At 69.3% G+C, this 24,694-nt stretch carries 15 protein-coding genes; 10 read left to right on the top strand and 5 right to left on the bottom strand.

Going from position 1 to position 24,694, the window contains the following annotated elements:
* Positions 1-327 (top strand): tyrosine-type recombinase/integrase (locus tag ACIP8W_RS07315; RefSeq protein WP_402202259.1); only part of this gene is annotated, 327 nt, incomplete at its 5' end.
* 578 nt (positions 328-905) lie between these two features.
* On the opposite strand, the gene ACIP8W_RS07310 is transcribed toward ACIP8W_RS07315, so the two are convergent.
* Positions 906-8,162 (bottom strand): polymorphic toxin-type HINT domain-containing protein, encoded by a 7,257-nt coding sequence (locus ACIP8W_RS07310; protein WP_402202258.1) that lies wholly within the window; start codon positions 8,160-8,162, stop codon positions 906-908.
* A gap of 587 nt (positions 8,163-8,749) precedes the next feature.
* Between ACIP8W_RS07310 and ACIP8W_RS07305 the strand changes: the two genes are divergently transcribed.
* Positions 8,750-12,247: an FG-GAP-like repeat-containing protein gene (locus ACIP8W_RS07305; protein WP_402202256.1), complete on the top strand. Its 3,498-nt coding sequence runs from the start codon at positions 8,750-8,752 to the stop codon at positions 12,245-12,247.
* A 177-nt stretch (positions 12,248-12,424) separates the two neighbouring features.
* On the opposite strand, the gene ACIP8W_RS07300 is transcribed toward ACIP8W_RS07305, so the two are convergent.
* The 3 genes from ACIP8W_RS07300 to ACIP8W_RS07290 all read right to left on the bottom strand — a co-directional run bounded on the left by ACIP8W_RS07300 (position 12,425) and on the right by ACIP8W_RS07290 (position 15,991).
* Positions 12,425-12,928, bottom strand: coding sequence for an RICIN domain-containing protein (locus ACIP8W_RS07300; protein ID WP_401947368.1), 504 nt, complete (start codon positions 12,926-12,928; stop codon positions 12,425-12,427).
* A 362-nt stretch (positions 12,929-13,290) separates the two neighbouring features.
* Positions 13,291-14,406 (bottom strand): NAD(P)-dependent alcohol dehydrogenase, encoded by a 1,116-nt coding sequence (locus tag ACIP8W_RS07295; RefSeq protein ID WP_401947365.1) that lies wholly within the window; start codon positions 14,404-14,406, stop codon positions 13,291-13,293.
* A gap of 127 nt (positions 14,407-14,533) precedes the next feature.
* On the bottom strand, positions 14,534-15,991 hold the full coding sequence (locus tag ACIP8W_RS07290) for an aldehyde dehydrogenase family protein (RefSeq protein ID WP_402202255.1): 1,458 nt from the start codon (positions 15,989-15,991) through the stop codon (positions 14,534-14,536).
* A 366-nt stretch (positions 15,992-16,357) separates the two neighbouring features.
* On the opposite strand from ACIP8W_RS07290, the gene ACIP8W_RS07285 reads away from it, so the two are divergent.
* The 8 genes from ACIP8W_RS07285 to ACIP8W_RS07250 all read left to right on the top strand — a co-directional run bounded on the left by ACIP8W_RS07285 (position 16,358) and on the right by ACIP8W_RS07250 (position 23,721).
* Positions 16,358-16,774, top strand: coding sequence for a MarR family winged helix-turn-helix transcriptional regulator (locus ACIP8W_RS07285; RefSeq protein ID WP_401947360.1), 417 nt, complete (start codon positions 16,358-16,360; stop codon positions 16,772-16,774).
* A 316-nt stretch (positions 16,775-17,090) separates the two neighbouring features.
* Positions 17,091-17,690, top strand: coding sequence for a cupin domain-containing protein (locus tag ACIP8W_RS07280; RefSeq protein WP_402202253.1), 600 nt, complete (start codon positions 17,091-17,093; stop codon positions 17,688-17,690).
* Complete coding sequence (locus ACIP8W_RS07275) at positions 17,687-18,784, top strand: hypothetical protein (RefSeq protein WP_402202251.1); 1,098 nt, start codon at positions 17,687-17,689, stop codon at positions 18,782-18,784. Before ACIP8W_RS07280 ends, ACIP8W_RS07275 begins: the two co-directional genes overlap by 4 nt.
* Positions 18,781-19,809: a hypothetical protein gene (locus ACIP8W_RS07270; protein ID WP_402147370.1), complete on the top strand. Its 1,029-nt coding sequence runs from the start codon at positions 18,781-18,783 to the stop codon at positions 19,807-19,809. Before ACIP8W_RS07275 ends, ACIP8W_RS07270 begins: the two co-directional genes overlap by 4 nt.
* Positions 19,806-20,837 carry a hypothetical protein gene (locus ACIP8W_RS07265; protein ID WP_402202249.1) on the top strand — a complete coding sequence of 344 codons (1,032 nt, stop codon included), beginning with the start codon at positions 19,806-19,808 and terminating at the stop codon, positions 20,835-20,837. Before ACIP8W_RS07270 ends, ACIP8W_RS07265 begins: the two co-directional genes overlap by 4 nt.
* Before the next feature lie 2 nt (positions 20,838-20,839).
* The gene (locus ACIP8W_RS07260; RefSeq protein ID WP_402202247.1) at positions 20,840-21,355 is read left to right on the top strand and encodes a hypothetical protein; all 516 of its coding nucleotides are present in this window, start codon (positions 20,840-20,842) and stop codon (positions 21,353-21,355) included.
* Between the two features lie 46 nt (positions 21,356-21,401).
* Positions 21,402-23,177 (top strand): asparagine synthetase B family protein, encoded by a 1,776-nt coding sequence (locus ACIP8W_RS07255; protein ID WP_401947348.1) that lies wholly within the window; start codon positions 21,402-21,404, stop codon positions 23,175-23,177.
* 208 nt (positions 23,178-23,385) lie between these two features.
* The gene (locus tag ACIP8W_RS07250; protein WP_402202245.1) at positions 23,386-23,721 is read left to right on the top strand and encodes a hypothetical protein; all 336 of its coding nucleotides are present in this window, start codon (positions 23,386-23,388) and stop codon (positions 23,719-23,721) included.
* Between the two features lie 14 nt (positions 23,722-23,735).
* On the opposite strand, the gene ACIP8W_RS07245 is transcribed toward ACIP8W_RS07250, so the two are convergent.
* Positions 23,736-24,470, bottom strand: coding sequence for a hemolysin III family protein (locus tag ACIP8W_RS07245; protein WP_401947342.1), 735 nt, complete (start codon positions 24,468-24,470; stop codon positions 23,736-23,738).
* Between the last annotated feature and the right edge of the window lie 224 nt (positions 24,471-24,694).

Here is a 24,694-nt window from a genome sequence, read left to right as displayed (position 1 = left end):
CCCCAGCTCCACCGTCCCGCTGCGACGGGATCAGCGGTGAAGGTCTCTCACCTCCACTCGAACCACTGCGCCTCACGGCGCACCCACGACCTCCGACACTCGACCGCCACCCTCCTCCTGGAACAGGGCGTCGAACTCGTCGTCATCAAGGAACTCCTCGGCCACGCCCACATCGGCGTCACCGCCACCGTCTACGCCCACGTCCGACTCCGCCTCCAGCGCAACGCCATCGACACCCTCAGCACTGCGCTCGACGGTCCTGCCGGCCACGAGCCGACCCGCGACGACGGCAACGACCCGCCACTGTGTGGAGCCATCGTCCGCTGACGTTGCCGTCAACTACTGCCGTCACCCGTGCAGAAGCCCCGCCAGGACGCAGCTGACGGGGCTTCAACTTTGCAGTTCGGAACCGTGCGGAAAGGTCATACCCCCAGGGGAACAGCTCCCTCACGCCGCGAGAAACGGGCGAGACCCCCGAATGGAACCTCGCCCGTTCCTGCAAGCGTCGAGAAGCTACTTGCCTTCTTCCCTCAGCAAGATCTGAACCTTTGACGGAAATTGCGGATCATCCACCATTACCGAACAGATCACAGAGCCACGGAATCCCGTGAACTGCATTCGGGCATATTCGTTCGGGTCGTGCAATACGAGCCACCCAGACGGGCATGGGAGTGACACCTCCAAGAGGTTCGCAGGAAGCACCACAGGCGGAGCCGACTTCCACACCTCGCATTCGACAGGACCGTCAACACTGGCCTGAACGCCGAAGACGAGCGAACTACCCTCTCGATACCAGCTGCTCGACTCCGGATCCCAGTCGCTGACGTCATCGTCACTTCCCGCATCCCGCAAGATCAGGCACCCGTGCTCGATTTTCGCCAGGAATGCAACCACAGGGCTATTAGCTACCATTCCTTCTTGCTCTTTCCTTGTGAAAGTTGTGATACGACCCCACCCTGCCGCCTAGCACAGGGCAGACAGTGAGGATACGCCGTCTGCGGAGATCCGGGAGCGACGAGGCTAGACGGCGGCTGGTGATCTGGAATCCAATCCCCCTCCTTGGTGCCAGGGGTCGTGGCATCACAAGTGTGGCAGCCGTGCGCATTTCCTGATTCATTGATCAGATCTCGAACGCCATCTGCTTCGATGTCGCCGTTCTCCAGACCAACTCCCTCTCGGGCATTCGGACCAGCCCCCAGTGTCAGATCGCACTTCTGACCTGGCGTTGCATTGTGAACGAGTACCGGCGTAGCCCCCGCCATTACATAGTACGTGTGGATGTCTGCGACGGTGAGGTTGTGGACTGTGGCGTGCTGGGTCCAGCGTTTGACTGCGGTGATCTGGATGTGGGTGCCGGTGCTGGTGCGGAGTAGTTGGCCGGGGTGGAGGTTGGTTGCGTCGGTCCACTTGCCGAGTGCGGGGACCCAGAAGGGGTGTTTGTCGGTTGCGGTGACCGAGGCGGTCTTGGTGCCGTTCTTTCCGTCGAGGTCGAGGGTGACCCTGACGAGGTTTTTGGAGCCCGTGCCGATGATTTCGGCGGTGACTGTCCTGGCGGTTGTTCTGCCGGTCGTGGGGTCGGTCGCGAGGACCTTGTCGCCGATTTTTACGTCGGCGATCCTCTTGTGTGTGCCGTCGGCCAGCAGGACCTTTGTTGTCGGGAGGAAGCTGTTGCCCGTGCAGGACTTGGCTGCGGGGGCGCTCTTCGCCGATCTCGATGCGCTGCCGCCGCCTCTGCTGAGGAGTTTGCTGCCGACGGCTTTGGCTCCCTTGGCGGCGGCGTGGCCCAGTCCTCCGCCGATGGCCCCTCCGGCGGCGCCTATCAGGGCTCCCTTGCCCATAGCGGAGGCGAAGGCTCCCAGACTGTGGTCCGCTTTGGGGTTCATGGCGTTGCCGACCGCTGCGCCTGCCGCGCCGGCGATGGCTCCGCAGCTCGCCCCGACGACTACGGCTCCGACACCTCCGGTGACCGCTCCGGCGCCAACCGCTACGGCGCCACATGCTCCGCCGACGACGACCTCGGTGACGACCGTGAGGATGGTGACCTTGTTCTTGTTCACCCAGCCCTTGGCCTTGCACCACCAGTCGCAGGGGGCGGGCTTGGAGACGGTGACGGATTTGGTGGTGGTGTAGCTGACAACCGGTGCGCCGGTGTAGGTGGAGGTCCCTCTCTTGGCGGCTTTGGCTGCGGCTGCCTGGCCCGAGGCGCTTCCGGGGTTGGCTTCCTTCTCGCCGCAGATTTCGGCCGGGCACAGCCCCGTCGGGTCGCTCGTACTGATGGGGCTGTTGTTGCTGTAGGCGTAGCCGTTCATCTGGAGCGGGTCGCCGATGTTCATGATCGGGTCGGCGCTGATGAAGCGGCCTGCTGCCGGGTCGTACTCGCGGGCTCCGAGGTGGGTGAGGCCGGTGGCCTCGTCGTCGATGCCGCTGCCGAGGTAGCCGCGTTTGTTGGGCCAGTTCGTCGGTTTGACGCCGCGGAGTTCTCCGTACGGTGTGAAGGCGCGGCGGGTGACGGTCTGGCCGGTGGTGAGGCCGACCGTGGTGTTGGCGGTGCCCAGGTGGTCGGTGATCAGGGCGTTGAGCTGGTGGCCGGTGGTGGCGCCGTTGGTGGTGGTGCGGACCACGGTGGGGGCGCCCGCGTGGGCGTAGGCGCGGGAGGCGCGGGTGATCTTGCCGGTGGTGTCGGTGGTGAGTTCGGTTTCGCCGAGGTAGAGGGTGGATCCGGTGGGGGAGTTCTCCAGGAGGCGGTTGCCCTCGGCGTCGTAGACGTAGCGGGTGGTGTCGCCGTCGTCGGTGATCGTGTCGAGCCTGTTCTCCGCGTTCCAGGTCAGGTTCTGGGTCGCGGCGGGCAGGTCGCGGAGGGTGGTGTTGCCGGCCGGGTCGTAGGTGTAGAGGCTGCCCTTCCCCGCCGGGGTGGAGGTGACCGAGGAGAGGGTGTGCGGCTGGGTGAGTCCCTGGCCGGCGACCTGACGGCCGTACCGGTAGACGAAACGGGTGTTCTTGGTGGCGTCCGCGGTGTCGTGCTCGGTGAGTGTGGCGCGGTTGCCGAGCCAGTCGAAGGTGAAGGACTGACGGTAGGCGGTCGGGTCGGTGGAGAGGGTCGAGGCGTCGGGGGCGGCGGCCGCGAGGGAGTCGGTCAGCGCCGTGGACGGGCTGGTGGTGTCGGTGGCGGTGGTGGCGGCCTCGGCCACCGGGCCGCTGGAGACCGCGCCGCTGGACCGGTAGCCCCAGTTGGTGCCCCCGGCGGAACGGCAGCCGGTTCCGGCGGAGTTCGGGGTGATCTTCGACGTCCAGGCGTTGACCAGTTCGCCCAACGCGTCATAGGTGTAGCACTGATTGTCCCAGACGGAGCCGGTGGCGCTGGTCAGCTTGCGGGCGTTGGAGGTGATGGTGCCCGAGGTGTCGTACGAGTAGTAGCTGTCGGCGATCCGGTGGGGCCCCGCGGTCTCCCGGTCGGTGACCGTGCGCTGGAGCGTTCCGGTGTGCTGGTTGATGAAGTTGGTGGTCCACAGCCGGCTCGGCTGTGATCCGGTGACCGTGCGCAGGGGTTCCCCGTACGGGGAGTACGTGACGTCGGAGGTGTACCAGTCGATGCCGGACGTGGACTCGGGCAGACCCTCGTCGTCGTACCGTACGACCACCTTCTCCGCCGCCAGGCCCCCCTTCGCGGGCAGGGTGATCGACAGGGGCTTTCCGGTGGGGGTGTAGGCGTAGGAGTAGCTGTACGTCCCGGAGAGGCCCGCGGTCATCGCGTTGGCCGGGATGACGGTGTCGCGGCCGGTGGGCCGGTAGTCGGTGTCGTAGCCGGTGACCCGGTTGATGTATTCGTCTTTTCCGGTGCGCCGGATCGAGGCGACCGGCAGGCCCACCGCGCCGGGCAGGCTGTCGTACGTGAACTCCTTGGTCTTCGCCGCGTTGGCCGCGCCCTCGCGGACGGCGGTGACCCGGTCCAGCTCGTCGTACTCGGTGTGGATCTCCTTGCCGACCGTGTCGGTGCTCCTGATCCGGCGGTCGGCGGCGTCGTACGCGAAGGTGGACGTGCCGGTGTCCGGGTCGGTGGAGCTGGTCAGCCGGCCCCGGACGTCGTAGTCGTACGTCCAGGTGTTGCCCGCGGGGTCGGTGACGGCGGTGCGGTTGCCGCGCGCGTCATAGGCGTATTTCGTGGTGCGGAAGGTCGTCGCCTTGTTGGCGCTGGTGTAGTGCTGGATCTGGCTGACCCGGCCCAGTGCGTCGGTGGATGTCGTGGTGGACGGAGTGGTCGCGCCCGGCGGGTCGGTGAAGACGAAGTCGTCGCCGTAGGTGCTGTACGTCGCGTACTGGAAATCGGCGCCGTGGTAGAGCGACGAACGGTACAGCCGTTCGAGGCCGTCGTACCGCAGCTTGGTCTTGCTGGGGACCAGCGATTCCGAGGTGCGGGCGAACGGCTTGGTCTCCGGGTCTCCCTTGGCGAGATAGCCGCTGGTCCGCTCCCACACCAGACCATGGTCGTCGTACTTGGTGTCGGCGATGATCCGGCCCGCGCCATGGGCCTCGCTCTGGGTCTGCACCTCCCGTGCCAGACCGTCGTAGATCGTGATCTGGCGGGAGTAAGTGCCGTCGTCCTCAAGAGATTTGACGGTGACGGCGGCGGTCCGGGTCTCCTTGGGCGTCGCGATGGCGGCCTGGTACGAGATCTCGGTGTCCGGTGTCTTCCCGCCCGACGAGCGGGCCGGGGACCAGCCCCTGACCAGCCGGCCCAGCGCGTCGTACTCGGTACGGGCGACCCGGCCGTTGGTGTCGGTGACGGTCAGGGCCAGGGCCCGGCCCGGGTCGTAATCCGTGGTGGAGGTGTGGCCCTTGGGGTTGATGGTCTTGATGGAGGTGACGGGGCCACCGTCGGCGGGCGTGTAGACGGTCTCGGACGTGCCGGTCAGTGGCGCGGTGACCTTCCTGACCCGGCCCAGACTGTCGTAGGACGAGGTGGTCTCGACGGTGTGTCCGGTGCCCTCGCCGTTGATCTCCGCCGCTGACGTCTCCAGGCCCTTCACGGGGGCGGCGCCCCAGGGCTGGCCGTCATAGGAGGTGCGTGTCGAACTCAGTAGTTGTGTACGGGTGTTGGCGGAGTCGAAGGTGGCGCAGGGGGTGGCGGTGGAGCGGGCCTCCTTGGCCTTGCCGATGATCCAGTCGGCGGTGTTGTGGACGTACGACGTCCGCAGGCAGACCTGGTCGCTGACGGCCTCGCCGGTACCGCTGGGCCTGACGACCGACATCTCCAGCTGGACCGGCAGCCCGTAGGTGTCCTCCACCTCGGTCTCGGTCCTGACCGCCCGCCAGCTGTCGCGCAGCCGCTGTATCGCGTCGGTACGCGAGACCCAGGTGCGCTGGGCCAGCAGGGGATCGAGGTCGGTGCCGTCCTCGGCCTCCCGGGTGCGCGACGCGGTCTGCCGGGACTTCGGGAAGGTCAGGGTCCGTTTGAGCACATCGCCCTGGGAGTGCTCGTACACCAGGGTTTCGGCGGCCATCCCCGCGAACTGCGGAGCGTCGTCCGCGACCAGCTGCACCGCGTTCTTCGAGTCCTTCACCGCGCCGCCCGTACCCTGGAAGTAACGGGTGACGGTGCGGGACTGCGAGGGCAGGTCCCCCTGCTGCGAGCTGGACTTGCTGCCCTTGGTCACGGAGACCTCCCGGAAGCCGCGCCACACGCTGTGCGTGCGCAACGCCGGACGGGTGAACTCACTGTCCGTCCTGTCCCAGGCCGGGCCGGTGTACTTGTACGTGCTGACCACGGGCTTGCCGTGGGTGGTGACCTTGTCGATCTCGGTGACCGAGGCGACGACGTACTTGTTGAACCATGCCTTGGCGGGGACCTTCACATCGCCGTCGGGGGACCAACGAACCGGGTAGCAGGTCGTGTTGTCCTTGCCCTTGTCGGTGGCGGGCTCCGTGGCGCAGCCACCGGTGTACTCCACCTCGATGTCGCCGCCGTTCTCGGTGGCCACGACCCCGATACGCGGACGGGTGAACCCGGGCCGCCGGTCGTTCTGCCCGCCGGTCACGAGGTTGGGCAGCTGACGGTCCCTGAGCCGCGCCCGCAACGGGGACGAGGAGCCCACTGTGTAGTGACCGAAGCTGACACCGTTCGCGGACTGGAGGGTTCCCTTGGTGTCGCCCGGCGCGAAGCCGGTACGCGTCAGGGAGTTGAGCCACAGGCCGGGCGTGCTGTCGTACCAGTCGCCGGGGAAGGACTGGTGGAGGGTGTACGTATCGACCTTGCCCAGTCCGCTCACACCGGGCCTGGCGGCCTTCGTGGTGACCGTGTTCAGGCGCAGCTGCGTCCAGAAGGAGGGGAAGGCCGGGCACATCTTGGAGGTGGACTTGCAGTTGAGGTTGCCGGGCGTGTCCCACCAGGGGCGGTAGGCGCCGGGGTCGCCGGTCTTGGCGAAGTTCGCCGCGTCGCAGGCGCTGCCCTCCTGGAGGCAGCGCTGCTCGACCCCGAACTCGACGGTGGCGGAAGGCTTGGTCAGATCGGAGACGCGCATCCCGTACTCGATGGAGACGGGGTGGGCGGCCCGGTCGTAGCTCTCCGGCGACTTGAGCTTCTTGTTGACCGCGTAGTGGTTGGTCTCCTGCTTCCAGTTGACGACCATCGCGTTGCCGTGGACATCGACGACCTTGTCCATGCCCCACTGCCATGCCTGCTGCTTGCCACTGCCGCAGCGCGAGTCGGCGAAGGTGGTGGAGTAGCAGGGCTCGTCGGGGTGGTTGCCGTACACGGGGACGGTGGAGACTGAGTTGGTGGCGGCGTGTCCGCCGCCGACGGTGTTGAGGCCGTACGTGTACGTCGTACCGTCCGGGGTCGTGACGACCCAGTACTCACCGTCGTTGTCGCCGTTGGTGGCGCCGGTCTTCAGCTCGACACGGGTGCCGTCGTCGTTCTGCGGGCGGTAGATGTCGGACTGCCCCACCCGGACCAGTTCGCTGGTGCGGCCGTTGAGGGACATCACCGCGTTGTACGAGACCCAGCACAGGTCGGACGTCCGGTTTTTCTTGGCGGTGTTGTTGGGCGTGCCCGCCTTGAGGTTCTTCGTATCGTCCTTGCAGGAGCGGTAGCGGCGCTCGATGTGGCCGGGCTCGTAGTTCCACCCCTCGCCGATCCACGATGCCTGTGGTGAGGAGACGGCCGTCTTGCCGTCCACCTCCTGCGAGTTGTAGTCGAAGGAGATATTGGGGGAGGGGCCGGCCGGAGTCGGCGGAACGGTCAGCGGATACGACCAGGAGAAGGAGCCGGAGGAGCCACCGGCCGCCCATGATCCGCTGGAGGCCAGCGGGGTCGCCGTGAACGAACCGCCCTTCCCGGCGCCGGAGTCGGCGACGGCGAGCACCGCCGTACCACCACCGGCGGCAGCCGCGGTCCGGACGCCGAAACTCGCACGCTGTACGGCGGGGCTGTCGCCCTTCGGTGTGGACGGAGTCGACGATGCGGCGGACGACGGGGTCGCCGTACCGTCCGTGGCCGGATCCACCGTCGCGATGACAGACCCGGTCGCGGTGTCGTTCTCCGTTTCCAGCTCCTCGTACTCCTGGCACTCCTCAAGGTCCGGAGTGGTCAGGTAGCACGCGGGGAACTGCACGAAGCGCAGCCGGGAGGCCCAGTCCGCGCCGTACAGATTCTTGAACTTCTTGTAGTCGAACCGCACCGACACCGGTGCGGATCCGGCGGCCGGGGCCCGCACGGTGACCATCGCACCGTCGATGCCCCGTTGTTCGGTCTCCGCCCGGCCGGCCACGGTGACCTGCCAGGTGCCGGTCGGCGCGGCCTCCCCCGGAGCCTGTCCCAGGCTGACCGGCAGGTCTCCGACCGGGGTGTCCGCCACCTGTGTGGCGGTGGTGCCGGTACGGGCGAGTGCGGGCGCCGCTGCTGCTGGTGTGCCACCGCCGAAGGTGACCGTGCCGGTGTCGGCGGGCGGGACGGTGACCGTACCCGGCGGAGCCTTTTCGAGGTCCTCGGGTATCTCGGGCTGCAGGCTGTCGAGGCTCTTGTCGGCAGCGCTGCCCTTCACCGGTTCGTCCTGGTCGAGCTTCTCCAGGACCAGCTCGGTGCGGGCCACCGACTTGGGATCGGGCGGCAGGGCGAATGCCTGCGCGGGCAGCAGCGTCACCAGCAGGGCGAGGCCCACGGCAGGCACGACGGTGTGGCGAACTCGACGCCGACGATGGCGGATTGCGGACAGACGAGGCACGCCAGGATCCCCCCGGACCTGTGGCAGGGCACCGGGGTGGGCCGCACGGAAAGTCATACAAGAACGCGCTGATTCTGTGGGGAGATATGAGTAAACACCAGGGAAAATGCTGATCAAGTGATGATCATCACTTCACGTAAAACTTAATTACCCATCAAGGTTGAGAAATTGGCGAACAAGTGATGGATGTGACCAAGTGGGGTGAAGATTCACTATCGCCCTTGATTGATGTTCAGTCATTTAAGTGAATGAAAGGGGCAGTTCGATGGGTCGTTTTGTACGCTTTAAAGTTGTTTCATGAAAGAGTGTGCGGCCACAGCGGGGTCCGGCGGCCGTGCGGGCGGCTCGGTTGATGCCGCTCCGTATCCGAGTCCGCCGGAAAAATCGGAGGGTGACGCCCGCCCGTTCATGGGTGATGATCTGCTGGCTCGCTCCGTGTGCCCAGGCCCGTCGCGGTCGGTCCGCGTGGCGGGATTCGTATCTCCGGGCCGGTGGATCAGCCGGGCGCCGGAGCCGAGGGGGAGGGTTCACTCATGTCACAACGCCGGTACCGTCCACCGGGCCAGCGCGCCATCGCCATGCTCTGCGCGGCCGGGATCGCCGCGACCGGTCTGACCTACGCGGGTCTGCGGCTCGACGATCCGGATCCGGGCCCCGAGCCGCCGGTGCGGTCGGCCGGCCCCGTGACCACGGTGACGACGGAGGCCGACGCCGTCACCCGGGCGGCCAAGACCGGCAAGCGGGTGGAGGTGACCTCGCTCCGTACCCCCGAATCCACCACCTGGGCGAAGCCGGACGGGGGGATGCGCCGCGAGATCCACGCCGTCCCCATCCGCGCCAAGGTCAACGGCTCGTGGAAGCCCATCGACCCGTCCCTGCACCGTACGGACAGGGGCTGGGAGCCCCGGGCCACCAACACGGGCATGGTGTTCTCCGCGGGATCGGCGGCGCAACCGAAGCCGGGCAAGGGGGACGGCTCCCGCGAGGAGCGCGCGTCACGCGCCTCGGAGCGGCGGGTCTCCTTCCTGAAGGGCGCCGCCGCCGATGACACCGCGAGCCCGCTGGTCACCCTCCACTCCGACGGGCATGACATCCAGCTCACCTGGCCCGGCCCGATCCCCGAGCCGATCATCGACACCAACCGGGCGCTGTACCCCGAGATCATCCCCGGCGCGGATCTGGTGCTCACCGCGGACGACGACGGGTTCGCCCAGCTGCTCGTGGTGAAGAACCGGACCGCCGCCGCCGACCCCCGCGTCACCCGGATCGCGTACGGCCTGACCTCGCCCACCCTCACCTTCCGGCTCGACCCGGCATCCAAGATCGTCACTGCCGAGAACGGTTACGGCGACGAGGTCGCGATGTCACCGTCCCCCCTGATGTGGGACAACGCCGGCGCGCCGGCCGTCACGGACGGGCAGGTGGGCGCCAGCGCGCAGCCCACCGCCCCGGAGACGCTGCCCGCCGAGACCGGGACGCCCGAAGAGAGCCCCTCGGACTCGGCGAGCCCCGAGGACGGGACGGACGAGACCGAGACCGACGAGCAGACCGACGAGTACGCCGAGGAACTCCCGGCCGCGAGCGACGAACCCGCCCCCGTCGTCCCGGAGTCACCGCTGCCCCCCGTCCCGTCGGATCCCGTCCCCGAGCCGTCGAAGACCGGGACGGCTGCGACGCTGTCCCTGCCGGGTCTCAACGGTCCCTCGCCCGACTCCCACGGCGCGCTGGTGGACGCCGATCTCTCCGGCGCCGACTGGATCATCACCCCGGACGCGGAACTCCTGTCCGACCCCTCCACGGTCTTCCCGGTCTTCATCGACCCCTCGGTCAAGAAGGACATGGAGAACTGGACCACCGTCTACAACCGCTACCCGAAGGCCACCTTCTACAACGGCAAGGGCTTCAACAAGGGTGGCACCCATGAGGCGAGGGTCGGTTTCGAGTCGGACACCTGGGGAACCTCACGGTCCTTCTTCAACATGGAGTACGACAAGGACCTGAAGGGCACGGTCATCACCCGTGCCACGCTCCAGGTCATGGCGACCTACGCGTGGTCGTGCAGCGACCGGGCCATGACCGTGCATCTCACCGACCGGATCGACTCGAAGACGAACTGGAAGAACGCCCCCAAGCTCCACAACGGCAACAGGATCACCACCAAGAGCTTCGCGCACGGCTGGAAAACGAGCTGCCCCAAGGATCGCGAGAAGTTCGACGTGAAGAAGGCCGCCCAGCAGGCCGCGGACAAGGGCCTGGGCAGCGTCACCTTCGGTATGCGCGCGGTGAACGAGGATGCGCAGTACGCCTGGAAGAAGTTCTCCGCCAACGGCGAGAGCGCCCCCAAACTCGCACTCGACTACAACCGGCGCCCCACCACCCCCACCGGTCTCTTCCTCAACCCCGAGGCCAAGTGCACCACCACCGAGCCCTACGCCCGCATGGGCGCGGGGGACATCACCTTCACCGCTGCGGCGACCGACAAGGACAGCAACCTCGACTACCTGGACTTCGACCTGTGGGCGACCGGTAAGTGGGCCGCCACAGGCGACCTGCTCAAGGCCACCGGCAAGCGCTCCGTGGGCAAGGACACCGCCGCCGCCCGTGTCACCACCACCTCCTTCTCCACCAGCAAGCTGACCAACAACACGGTGTACTCCTGGCGGGTACGGGCCTTCGACGACGCGGGCGCGTCGTCGGGCTACGCGCCGAAGAAGACGCCCTGCCGCTTCATCCTCGACACCAGCGCGCCCCAGCCGCCCGAGGTCTCCTCCGTCGACTTCCCCGACGCCGACAAGAACAACGACGGCTTCGGCAACCAGCCCGAGGATGCGCTCTGGAGCACCAAGAAGTTCGGCACCCCCGGCTCCTTCACCGTCCGGGCCCTGAACAAGGACGTCGTGCGCTACGAGTACGGCTTCAACTCCGCCAGTTACCCGTTCTCCCTGTCCCGTACGGCAGGTACCGCGACCAGCGTCAACGGGACCATCACCAACGCCAGGCCGCCCGCCGCGGGTCCGAACGTGCTGTACGTACGGACCGTCGACGGAGCCGACAACGTCTCCGTACCGACGAAGCACTTCTTCTACGTCACCCCGCGCGATCAGGCGGACGCCCCCGGCGACTTCACCGGCGACCGGCTGCCCGATCTCTTCACCGTCACCGAGGCCGGCAACCTCGCGCTCTATCCCTCGCAGGCCACCAGTGATCTCAGCAAGCCCAGCGGGAAACTGGGCTACTCCATGCCCGGCGCCTACCGGGACAACCCGGCCAAGGATCCCAACGGCGACAGCCTTCCGTTCTATGTCGCCGCGCCCTCCGGGCACTTCAAGAACGCGCTGATCACCCACAACGGCGATATATACGGAGGCGACGGCCTCCAGGATCTTGTCGTCCGGGTCGAGGGCAAGCTGTGGGTCTACCCCGGTGACGGGTACGGCGCCGTGAACATCGGCAAGCGCCGCGAGATCCTGCTCCCCGCCGGGGCGCCCAGCCCCAGCACCTTCACGCAGGTCGTCTCCTCGGGCGATGCCAACGGGGACGGGCGGGCCGACTTCTTCGTCACCACCGGGGACGCGCTCTGGGTCCTCGCCGGCTACAACGGCGCCACCGTCCAGCAGGCGGTCCGGCTCTCCGCCTCCGCCTGGTCCGCCCGGGACATCGTCACCGTCCTGGATGTCACGGGCGACGGGGTTGTCGACCTGGTCTACCGCTCGGACGGGAGCGGGCGCCTGCTGCTCCGTACCGGAGTCAAGGCGGCGTCCGGCGGCGTCGACTTCAACTCGCTTGCGGCGGCCGCGAATTCGGCGGGCGGAGCCGACGCCGAGTACGGAGCCTCCGGCTGGTCCAGCACATCGATACCGCACCTCATGGGCACCCCAGACGTCACGGGGGACGGGGTCCCGGATCTGTGGACCGTTCTCGGCAACGGTTCTGTACGTCTCCACCCCGGCAGCAGGACCGCCCTCTCGGGCAGCGGTGCCGAGATCATCGCGCCTGCCGGTTACTGGAAGACGCGCCAGACCATCGGCTGATCGCCGTCGGCCCCTGGCCGGGCCGCCTCGCTCCCTCGGGAGGGGTGGCCCGGCCAGGGGTTTTTTTATCTGTGCGCGGGGTATCGCCGGGCTTTCGATGGCGAATTCGGGTCGGTACGGCTCAACTGGTTCTGTTCAACCGGTACGGCTCAACTGGTTCGGCTCAACTGGTTCGGCTCAACGCCATGGGGCGAGGTGCATCCACATCTGGTACGTTCCGCCGTTGCAGCCGAGGGTGTAGAGATCCCCGTCGTAGTTGGCGTCGAGACACCGGCCGGTGGCCTTGTTGATGAGGCGGTACACGGGCGTGCTGCGCTGGTAGAAATCGGTCCACTTCGTGCCGAGTTCCTCGACGCGCCAGCGCTGGAAGTCGCCGCCGTTGCAGCTGTGGCCGTAAACCTTGCCGGCGTGGTTGCTGTCGAGACAGATCCAGACTTTGTCGTTCTGGACGACCTCGTAGTAGCCGCCGGTCTTCTTGAGGAACTGGTATTCACTGCCGGGGACGCTGAACTTTTTGGTCCAGCTCTGCCCGATCTTGAGCCCCACGGCCTGGCCGGTCTTGAAGCTCTCCAGCCGGTGCCAGCCGGACGGCGCGGCGGAGGCCGGTGCCTGCGCGACGGTGAACAGGATGGCGATCAGGGTGGCGACGATGCCCGCGCGACCGATACGTGTTTGCTTCATGCAGTTTTCCTCCGGAGAAATGACGGGGGCTGCTTGGAATGTGCCCGCCCGCAGGGGCAGGCGGTGCGGCGGATGACTCCGCCGGGTCACGCATTTTCATACCTGCGTGACCCGGACGGGGAATCATTCCCGCCGGCTCGCACCACAAGATAGTGGCTGTGCGACATTCCTGTCAGTACGCCGGTGGAATTTTGATCAATATTCGAGGTCTCCGAGGACGACCTGAATTTTGTTTTTCGGACTTTCAGTAAGTGACTCAAAACAGCTCAACCATTGTGCGATTCGGCGAGTCTTTATGGGAATGCGGTCGCTCGATATCGCGTGCGGTATTTCTCCTGTGCGGAGCGGCTGTCGCGATTTCGTCAGAAGCGGAGGATCGGTTTGATGGTGTCGCCGGAGAGGGTGTCCGCCACCGCCTCGCCGATCTTCTCGAACGGGTAGTGCTTGACCAGGCGGTCCACCGGGAGGCGGCCCGAGCGGACCAGCTCGACCAGGACCGGGAGGAGCGTCTGGGTCTCGGCGTCGCCGAGGGTGAGGCCGACGACGCGGCGGCCCGGCATCATGAAGTTGACGTCGACCGGCACCTCGACGCCGAAGGCCGGGGCGCCCACGATGACGGCGGTGCCCCGGGCGGCGAGCGTGGTCAGGGCGGACTTGAGGACGCCGACATGGCCCGTGGTCTCGATGACGCCGTTCGCGCCCCCGCCCGCGGTGATCTCGGCGACGGCCTCGACCAGGTCGGCCGAGCGCGTGTCGATGGTGTGGGTGGCGCCGAGTTCCCTGGCGAGGTCCAGGCGCGCCGGTACGCGGTCCACCACGATGACCCGGGTCGCGGGGGTGAGGCGGGCCGCCATGACGGCGGAGAGGCCCACCGCGCCCGCCCCCGTGATGACGAGGGTGTCGCCGGGGCTCGGTGAGAGTACGTTCCAGACGGCGCCCGTACCGGTCATGACACCGCAGCCCAGCGGGGCCAGCAGGTCGAGCGGCGCGTCGGTGGGGACCTTCACCACGCTGCGCTCGTCGACCAGGGCATGGTGGGCGAACGACGACTGCCCGAAGAAGTGGCCGCCGATGTTCGTATCGCCCCTGGTCAGGGTGTGACTGCCATCGGCACGGGTGCCGCCCAGGAGGTTCAGGGGGAGCCACTGGCCGCAGTACGCGGGGTGGCCGCCCCGGCACGCCGTACAGCCGCCGCAGGAGGTGAAGGAGAGCAGGACGTGGTCGCCGGGGACGACCCGGGTGACCGCCGCGCCCACCGCTTCCACGACCCCGGCACCCTCGTGGCCCAGCACCCCGGGCAGCGGGAAGGGGAGGGCGCCCGAGGCGACGCCCAGGTCGGTGTGGCAGATGCCCGCCGCGACCATCCGGACGATCACCTCATCGGGGCGGGGCTCCGCCAGGCCGACCTCGGCGAAGGAGAAACCCGCGCCGGCGGACTCGACCACTGCCGCGATGGTGGTGGTTACTGGTGTGGGCATGCTGCTACTCCTGGTGCGGTTGGGGGTTGGGAGTGGTGGGGGCGTTGTTGGCGGTGTGTGTGGGGGGTGTTTGGTGCGGTCGGTCGGTCGGTTGGCCGAGGTCGGGTCGGTCAGGCCAGCCGGTCGGTCAGGTCAGCTTGATCACTACCGACTTGACCTTCGTGTACGCCTCCAGCGCCTCCGGCCCGTACTCCCGCCCGTACCCCGACTGTTTCACGCCGCCGAACGGGATCGCCGGGTCGAGCATCGCCCAGTCGTTGACCCAGACGATTCCCGCCTTCAGCCGCCCCGCCACCCGGTGCGCCCGGGTGAGGTTCTGGGTCTGGAGGCCGGAGGCCAGGCCGTACGGTGTGCTGTTCGCCAGGGCCACCGCCTCGTCCTCCGTGTCGAAGGGCTGCACGGTCAGCACCGGGCCGAAGATCTCCTCCTGTACGGCGCGCGCGTCGTTGGTCAGGTCGGCGATCACCGTGGGCGCGTAGTAGAAACCGCCGGTCTCCTCGTGGACGCGGGCGCCGCCGGTGATCACCCGGCCGCCCTCCTCGCGGGCGATCCGTACGTACTCCTCGACCTTCGCGAGGTGCCGTTCCCCCGTCATCGGGCCGACGACCGTCGCCGGGTCGAAGGGGTCGCCGACCGGCACCCCGGCCACGGCGCCTTCGAGGATGCCGAGCGCCGTGTCGTACAGCGAGCGGTGTACGAGAAGACGTGGCCCGCCCATGCAGAACTGGCCGGTGTTGAAGACGAAGCCCTTGATCACCGCGCCGATCGCGCTCTCCAGATCGGCGTCCTCGAAGACGATGTTCGCCGCGTTGCCGCCCAACTCCATCGTGACCGGCTTGAGCATCCGACCGGCGACGGAGGCCGCGTGCCGGCCCACCGCGGTGGAGCCGGTGAAGGCGACCTTGTCCACGCCGGGGTGGCGCAGCAGCGCCTCGCCGATCACGGTGCCCGCGCCGGTCACCACATTGAGCACCCCGTCGGGGACCCCGGCCTCGGCCAGGATCTCCGCCATCAGCAGCGCGCTGAGCGGGGTTTCCTCGGCGGGCTTGTGGACGACGGTGTTTCCGGCGGCGAGCGCCGCCGCGATCTTCGAACTGCTCAGGATCAGCGGGAAGTTGAACGGGGTGATGGCCCCGACCACTCCGAGCGGCTCGCGCACCGTGTACGCGTGCGAGGGGAACGGGAGCCGCCGTGTCGCCCCGTCCACGCCCTGCGCCAGCGCCGAGCAGTACTCGTACTGCTCGGCGACGGTCGCCACGTCCACGGCCCGGCACAGCGAGACCGGCTTGCCCACATCGACGCTCTCGGTCGCCACGAGGTCGTCCTCGCGGCGGCGGATGAGGTCCGCGACGCGGTGCAGGATACGGGCGCGCTCGCGGCCCGGCATCGAGGCCCAGGGCCCCTCGTCGAACGCCCGGCGGGCCGCGGCGACGGCGGCGTCGAGATCCTCGACGTCCGCCTCGGCGACCGTCGTGACCACCTGGCCGGTGGACGGATCGATCACCTCGCGGGTTGCCCCGGAGGCCGCCCCGCGCCACTCGCCGCCGATGAACAGCGCCCGGGGCTCCGGTTCGGGCCTGCCCACACCACCATGGGGACCGACCGGGTCGTCTCCGGCCGATCCGTTTTGCGGTGCTGCGGAAACAGACATGGACCGCCCCATTCGTCGCGTGCCGGTCGCGCCACTGCGACCAACAGGTTTCCTGATGATTGCGTGCTCTTCGCCGATTGGGAAGAGGCGCGCCGCCATCAGGAAACCTGATCAATGCAAGTATGTGTCGGGTGGCGTGCGCGCGGGGCGCAGTCGACGGGACCGGAGGTGGCCGACATGAGGCCGTACGTGTGTGAGGACCGGCCCGGAGCAGAACGCGAGACTCCGGGGGCGGGAGTGGGATCGGGAGTGGGATCGGAGCGGGGAGCGGGGGCGGAGGGGCCGGATGTCGGTCCCTCCATGCTCTACATCATCAAGCAGGTCGAACTCGCCGTGCGCTCCCGCATGGACGAAGTGGTCAAGCCGCACGGCATCACCGCCCTCCAGTACACCGCCCTGACCGTGCTGCGCCGCCGTGCCGGTCTCAGCTCCGCCCAGCTGGCGCGCAACTCCTTCGTCACCGCCCAGTCCATGGCCGACCTGGTCGCCGTGCTCGAACAGCGCGGCCTGATCACCCGCCGCCGCGACCCCGGCAACCGCAGGGCCCTGCTCCTCGGCCTCACCGACACCGGCGAGGCGCTGCTCGCCGCTCTCGACGAGCCCATCGGCGACCTGGAGGAACGCATGCTCTCCCGGCTGACCGCACGTCAGCGCGGCGACTTCGCGGGCTATCTGAACCGCTGCCGGGCCGCCCTCGCCGACGAGCCCCCGCGCTGAGACGGTCCTGCTCCGAACATCCGCCGCTTCGCCCCGGTGCCGTACGTGATTCATCGCATCCGCTCCGGGTGTTCCAGGATTCAGCCATACGATGCGATCGTATTCGGCAGCACGATGAGGGGCATCGATGTCCGATGAAACACGTGGTGGGGAACGCTCTACGGCAGAACGGTCCACGAGGCGAAGGTTCATGACAGAGCGGTCCACGGCAGAGCGGTCCACGGCAGAGCGGTCCGCGAGAGAACGGTCCGCGAGAGAACGGTCCACGAGGCAGCCGCCCGCGGCCGAATTACCGTACGGGGTCGAGGTGTTCCGGATGGGGTCCGGGGGGCGCGTGTTCTTCACGGACCGGGACGGCTCCCGGGAGCTGGGGCCGAGCGAGGAGTTCCTCCGGTTCATCGACGAGGGGCAGTTCGCCCACTACTTCGTCGGGGACGCGAAGACCTGCCCCGAGCGGCCCTCCAACGCCACCTTCGAACTCGGCGTCGTCGGCCCGCGCAGCACGTTCACCCCGCACGCCCACGGCGGCGAGCGCTTCGTCCTCGGCCTCGGGCGCGCGGGCTGCGGCCTGTACGACGCGACGCGTGGACGGGCTGCCGAAGTCGCGCTCTTACCAGGGGAGTTGATACGGATCCCCGAGATGATGCCGCACTCCTTCGCCAATCGCGGGTCCCGTCCGCCGAACATCCTCGCCGCCAACACCGGTTACGGGATCGACCACGAGGACTACGCGATCACCGCCGAGGAGGTCGAGCGGCGCTTCGCCGCGAGCGCCGACGCCGACTTCACCGCGCTCGCCGCCGCGCTCCGTGACATCGAGCGGCTCCAGCGCGTACGGGGCATCGGCGCCGTCACCGTACGGGAACGCCTCGCGGCCGGACTGCGTCGGGCCGCCGCGCTGGAGGGGCTCAGGTGATCTGCCCGCACTGTGCGGAGAGGCCGCGGTACAAGGAGCTGCCCGGTCGTACCCGCCCCGCATGCCGCCGGACGTTCGCCCTCGACCCCCGGCGCGACACACCGCGGCTGAGCGACGCGAAGGTACGGCACACCGTCGCGAAACTCACCGACGACGGCCGGATGAAGACGACCGTCAGCCGGCTCCGGTTCTCGGCGACGCGGTCCACGATGCGCACCCGCACCAGGAAGAAAACCTGGGAGGTCTCCGGGCCGGCGCCGGCGTATCCGGTGCTCGGCGTCGGACTGCTGGGCCTCGGGCTGTCGACAGGCCGCACGACGCTCTTCTTGACCATCACCGGCGGACTGATCCGCGCCTTCACCGTCGTCATCACCATCACCACCCTGATGGAATCCGGCCCCTTCCCCGAGCCGAACCCGATCAGCTGCTTCCGGGGCCCGCTGCTGATGGACAACTGGCCCGAGGGCTACGGGTCCTCCCCGGACGGCGTCGTGGCCGACGCGCGGACCGGGATCCAGGACTTCGGCCAACCCGCCTTTCCCCGGGCCGTGTTGCTCTGCCCGGACCGGCACACCCTGGTCTTCCTGGCCGCCAACGGGATCCCGGGGCGGCTCGGTGTCGTACTCGCCGCGCGGGTACGGGATCTGTCGGACGCGGTGCCCGGTGTGCCCGCTGTGCCCGTCGTCGTACCGCACGACGCGGACACGGCGGGCTGTCTGCTCGCGAGCCGGACCCGCGCCGAACTGCCCGGCCGCGAGGTCGTGGACGCCGGGCTGCCGCCGCGCGCCGTGATGAACAGGCGGGGCGCGGTGCCGGTGTGCCGGGCCGCGCCCGCGCGGGCCGACCTGCGCGCGCCGCGCGGGACCGGGACCCTCACCAAGGACGAACCGGCCTGGCGGCGCAAGGGCTGGACCAGCAGCCTCATCGGGGTGCCGCCCGCGCTGCTGCTCGCCGGGGTCACCAAAATCGTCGAACGCGCCATTCGGACGGCGACGATGGCGACGGCGGCCGGCGGCGACCTGCGCGCCGCCGATGGTCTCGCCTTCCTGAGCTGGCCGGACGGGGCCACCACACTCCCGGAGGGACCGCGATGATCTGTCCGCACTGCGACAAGAGGCTGCTCCGCCGCGAGCGCCCCGACCTGACCTGCTCCACATGCGAGCGCCGATTCGCCCTCGACCCGAAGACCAACGACCTGGGCATCAGCGATGTCGGAATCCGCCGCCTCACCGAGAAACTGACCGACGGCGGCCGGCTGAAGATCACCGTCGAACAGCTCTGCTTCGCCGCCACCCGTAGGAACAGGACCGCCGGGCGAGGCCGCGACGGCGCCATCGGCTGCTCGCTGATCGGGCTGCCGATCAGCGGCGCGCTGCTGGCCGTCGGAGCGCACGAGGGCGGGGACGGGCTGGTCTTCGCGGTCTTCGGCGCTGTGCTCCTCATCGGGGTCGTCGTCCAGCTGATCGCGAAGCTGGTGGGCACGAGGCGCGAGGAGAAGCTGCCGATCGGCTACTTCCGCTCGACGGTGCTGGCGAGATGGCGCGAACTGTACGGTGCGCTCCCGCCCGGCGTCGTGGACCGCACCGCCCACCATGACGCCGCCCTGCTCGCCGGGACGAAGGCCGCGCTGTTCTGCCAGGACAGCTCGGTCCTGGTGTTCCTGGAGATCAACAAGATCCCGCAGAAGTACGAGATCGTGCTGGTCACGGAGGTACGGGCGGTCCCGGAGGCGGTCCCCGTGATCGTCCTGCACGACGCGGACCCGGCCGGCTGCCTGCTGACGGAGCGGATACGGGAGACGCTGCCCGGCCGGAGAGTGATCGACGCGGGACTGCCGCCGCGCTCCGTGATGTCCGGGAAGGGCACAGCGTCCCTGCGCGGCCCGCGGCCGGAACCGGCCACTCTGTACGACCTGCGCGCGACCGGTGCCCTGACCGCCGCCGAACTGGCCTGGCTGGCCAAGGGGTGGACCGGCGCCCTGGCCGGGGTGCCGCCCGTGAAGCTGCTCGCCGCCGTGGTCCGGGTGGTGGAACGGGCCACCGCCGCCGTCGACACCGACCGGCGCGGGGCCGAGGCCCTCGGATTCCTCAGCTGGCCCGGCGAAGAGGCGGCACGATGAGCACACCAATCAGCACGCCCACCGGCACGCCAATCAGCACACCGACCGGCACACCGACCGGCACACCAATCAGCACACCGACCGGCACCCCGACCGGCACCCCCGGCGGTCGGCTGCTGGACCGGATCCTCGACCTGACCCTCGACCGCGCCCTGGCGACCGCCGTCACCCGCGCGGGCGCGCCCGGCCGGATCCGGTTCACCGAACTCCAGCTGTACTACGAGACCTGCCGCGTCCTGCGCCCGCTGCACCAGCTCCCGCGCCGGATCGCCCTGGCACCCGCCGCTCCCGTACGGTACGAGCGCTTCGCGCGGGCGCTGCGGAGGTACGGGGACCGGCACGGGGAGGTACCGGGGCTGCTGGTCGCACCGGCATCGGCACCGCCGCCGACACCGACGGACTCCGTCCCCGGTCACTTCCCCGACCCCGACTCCGACTCCGACTCCGAACCCGATCTCTACGACTACGGGCTGCCCCGGCTGCTCGTCTGCCAGAGCCGGTCCGTGGCCCGGATGCTCCTCGCCAACGATGTGCATCTGGAGGCCGCCTGCCCGGTGTTCGCCGCCGCCGACCTGCCGCTCGACCCCCGGCTGACCGCCGGGCTCGGCCGGGTGGACGGCGCCACCGTGCATGTCCTGCACGACGCGAGCGTCCCCGGCATCGCGCTCACCGCCCGGGTGCGCGCCGCGTTCCCGGGTGTACGGGTCGTGTCGATGGGCCTGGCGCCCCGGCACGCGAGGGCGCTGCACCTGTTCACGCGGCGGGACGGGGCCGGTGAGGCGGGTCCCGGGCCGGTCCGTACCGCGCTGCCCGCCGGGCTCGCCCCCCGGGAGCTGGACTGGCTCGCCGAAGGGCGCACCGCCGAGGTGGAATCCGTGTCCCCGGCCCGGCTGCTCCGTACGGTCCTGCGGCTGGCGCGCGGGCCGCGGACGCCCGTCCACTCCGTGTGGACGGGGCTGCGCGATCTGCGTACGGCGGGCTTCATGACCTGGCCGGGGCAACCGGCCGGACGAGACAAGGACAAGTGACGATGAACCGGCCACGCGAGACGTCGTACAGAGATGAGCTGCTCGCCGACGGCAGCGTCCACCGCGGATACGCGGACGGGCGCGAGGAGTGGCGGCACCGCGACGGGCGGCTGGTGCGCTGGCACGACAACCGGGGCGGCGCCGGGACCGACGAACTCCTCGGCGGGCGGATCATCAAGCGCCTGGCGGCGGACGGCTCGGTGACGTACGGCCGCGACATCGGCTACGGCCGCACGGTCTGGGGCCGGGGCGGGACGGTCCTCGTCAACCGGACGTCGTTCGGCGGGCGGACGGGCGCGGTGCTGGGCGGTCTCGGCATGGCGACCGTCGCGCTCACCGCCGCCCAGCTCCCGCCCGCCCGTCTCACCGCCGAGGAAGAGGAGGAGCTGCGCCGGCAACAGGCCGCCCGGAAACCCTCGTCGGCGGGCGGAGACGCGGGCGACAGCGGTGGGGACGGTGGCGGTGGTGACGACTGGGGTTCCGGGGACGGCGGCTGGAGCGACGGCGACTTCGGATAGACGGACACCCCAACCGGCGAAGAAGCGCACGAGAAAGAGGCGGACCATGGCACGTTTCTGTGCCTGCCTGGCGGCGACCCCCGAGCGGGCGCGCTACCACCTGGCGTCGATGGGCGCGGCGGTACGGACGGACACCGGGCCCACCGGCAGTGTGGCGCTGGTTCTGGACGAACCCGGTTACGCCACCGGCCCGTTCAGCGCGTACGGCCGTACGGCGGTCGGCGAGGTCACCCTGCACAACAGGCCCGAACTGCTTGCCGCGCTCGCCCGCGACGGCGCGTATGTCCCGGGTGGCTGCCCGGACGGGGAGCTGCTGCTGCGCTGCTGGGTACGGCTCGGGGCGGCCGGGATCCGTGCGGCGGAGGGCATGTTCGCGCTCGCCGTCCAGGAGGAGGATGACGAACTCATCCTGATACGCGACCACATGGGCGCCCGTACGCTCTTCTACGCCCGTGCCGACGACAGTTGGGCCGCGTCGACCTCGCTACGGGCGCTGCGCCGCTGGCCCGCGCTCGACGCGGGACTCGAACTATCCGCCGTACGAAGCTTCTTGACGTTCGCCTACCTTCCGGGGGAGGAGACGCTGCTGCGCGGTGTGCGCGAGGTGCTGCCGGGGCGGGTCCTGCGGCTCGCGGGCGGTGGCGCCGTCACCGAGGAGCACTACTGGGAGCCCCGGGAGCTGATCGAGGACGCCGGCGCACCGCCCGAGACCTACGCCCTGCGCCTGCGCGAGCTGCTGGAGGAGGCGACGGCGATGCGGCTCCCGGAGGCGGAGGCCGTGGGCGTCCTGCTGTCCGGCGGGGTCGACAGCTCGCTCGTCACCGCGCTGGCCGCCAAACTGCACACCCACCCCGTGCACACGTACTCCATCAGCTTCGGCGACGAACTCCCGGGCGGACTGGGCTATTCGGGGCTGGTCGCCGCACACTGCCACACCCGCCACCGGGTGCTCACCGTCTCCGGCGACGCCGTGGCGGCATGTCTCGCGGAGGCGGCCGGACTGCTCGACAGCCCGGTGGGTGACCCGCTGACCGTGCCGAACCTGATGCTCGCGGAGGCGGTCGCGGGCGACGGGCTGCGGGTCGTGCTCAACGGGGAGGGCGGCGACCCGGTGTTCGGCGGGCCGAAGAACCTGTCGATGCTGGTCCAGGAGATGCACCGCGACGACCTGCGGGAGCTGGGTGGGCGCAAGCGGGACGCCAGGGAGACCGCCTATCTCCGTTCGTACCGCAAGTGCTTCACCGATCTGCCCGACCTCCTGCACCCCGACGTGCTGGAGGCGCTGCGCACCCTGCCCGCGCCGGAGCGTTTCATCACCCCGTATCTGCGGCCCGGGGAGCGCGACGGCCGGATGGGTCATCTGCTCAACCAGCTGCTGCACTGCAATCTGCGGACCAAGGGCGCCCATCACATCCTCACCAAGGTCGAGCGGCTCACCGCCTCCCGGGCCGTCCAGGGCCGCGCCCCGCTGTTCGACCGCCGGGTCGTGGACCACGCCTTCGCGACCCCGCCGCGCTGGAAACTCAACGGCGCCGTGGAGAAGTGGGTGCTCAAGGAAGCCGTACGGGATCTGCTGCCCGGCACCGTCGTGGACCGGCCCAGGAGCGGGATGAGCGTCCCCGTGCAGCAGTGGCTCGGCGGACCGCTGAAGGGGCTGGCGGGCGATCTGCTGCTGGGCAGGGAGGCACGCGCGCGCGGTCTGTTCCGGCAGGACACCGTACGCGCGTGGATGAAGGGCGAGGGAGCGCTGCTGCCCGGACAGGGGGGCAAGCTCTGGCTCGTGCTCACACTGGAACTGTGGCTGCGCGCGTACGACGTGTAAGCCACATACGACGTGTAAGCCACGCATGACGTGTAAGCCACGCATGACATGTAAGCCCGGCCGAGGACGATCGCGGCGCGTATGCGTCCGGTCCGAAGCCTCTTGCCGACGCCCTCTTGTTTTGGGCGGGCGATATGTAACGATGCGTAAAGGGCAAGCAAACACTCCGTAAAGGCGCCGGAGTGGGGGTGTTGAAGGGGAGGACGGGATGGGGTTGTTCGTCCATGCACTGGTCTCCGCCGTCGCCGCGCTGTGTGTCGCGGCGTTTCTGCTGGGCGGCGAGCCGGTGGTGGCGGGTGTGGTCGTCCTGGTGGTGGGGGTCGGGGCCTGGCGGGTGGCCCGTGCGTCGCGGCCGCGGACCCGGCCGAAGCCGCGCTCGGCGGAGTGGCGCGGAAGCTGCGGCCGCGCCCGGTGCGGGGCGCGCGAGACGCGTAAGCCGTACGAGGTGGGTGAGGCGTACAAGGTGCGAGGCCGTACGACGAGCGGACGGCCCGGTAACCGCACGACCCCCCACGGCCGCGGCCGTGGGGGGTCGTGCGGTTAGGTGCTGGTGCCGGTTCAGGGGTGCCGGTACGCCACCAGCCAGATGCCGACGAAGTGCACCACGAACGCGGCCAGCGTGAAGGAGTGGAACACCTCGTGGAAGCCGAACCACCGGGGCGACGGGTTGGGCCGCTTGAGGCCGTAGATCACCCCGCCCGCGCTGTAGAGCACCCCGCCGACGATCACCAGCACGAGTACGGCGATCCCGCCCGCGCGCAGGAAGTCGGGGAGGAAGAAGACGGCCGCCCAGCCCATCGCGATGTAGCAGGGGGTGTAGAGCCAGCGGGGCGCGCCGACCCAGAAGACCCGGAACGCGATCCCGGCCGCCGCCGCCGCCCATACCGCCCACAACAGGGTCCGGCCCGTCGAGGCGGGCAGGAGCAGCATGGTCAGCGGGGTGTAGGTGCCCGCGATGATCAGGAAGATGTTGGCGTGGTCGAGCCGGCGCAGTACGGCTTCGCCGCGCGGCCCCCAGTTGCCGCGGTGGTAGACGGCGCTGACGCCGAAGAGAAGACATGCAGTCAGTACGTAGATGCCGCAGGCGATCCGGGCGCGGGTGGAGTCCGTCAGGGCGATCAGGGCCAGTCCCGCGACGAGTACGGCGGGAAACATCCCCGCGTGCAGCCAGCCGCGCATCTTCGGCTTGAGGTCCGCGGCCGGATCGGTCACGGCGGGATCGGACGCGGGATCGGACGCGGGATCGGGCGCGATCGGATCGGACGCGGCAGGGGACGACGCGGCAGGAGTCATAGGGCTCATGCTACCTACGGGTCCGTAGGTTACGCGTCGGTACGACAGGTTCGAAGAGGTGACGCTCGGCATGCCGGGCCCCCATGGGCCGCACTGGATCCGGCGTGCCGGACCGCGCGGACGGCACTGGATCCCGCATGCCGGGCCCCGGCGCGCGGCCGGGTGCGCCGGGGCGCGTCCGTACGTACCGACGGGTGATCGCGCAACCATGCGCCTCCGTGTGC

The sequence above is a fragment of the Streptomyces sp. NPDC088554 genome, assembly GCF_044752945.1.
In the GTDB taxonomy this organism is placed as follows: domain Bacteria; phylum Actinomycetota; class Actinomycetes; order Streptomycetales; family Streptomycetaceae; genus Streptomyces.
This window is presented reverse-complemented; position numbering and strand designations above follow the sequence as displayed.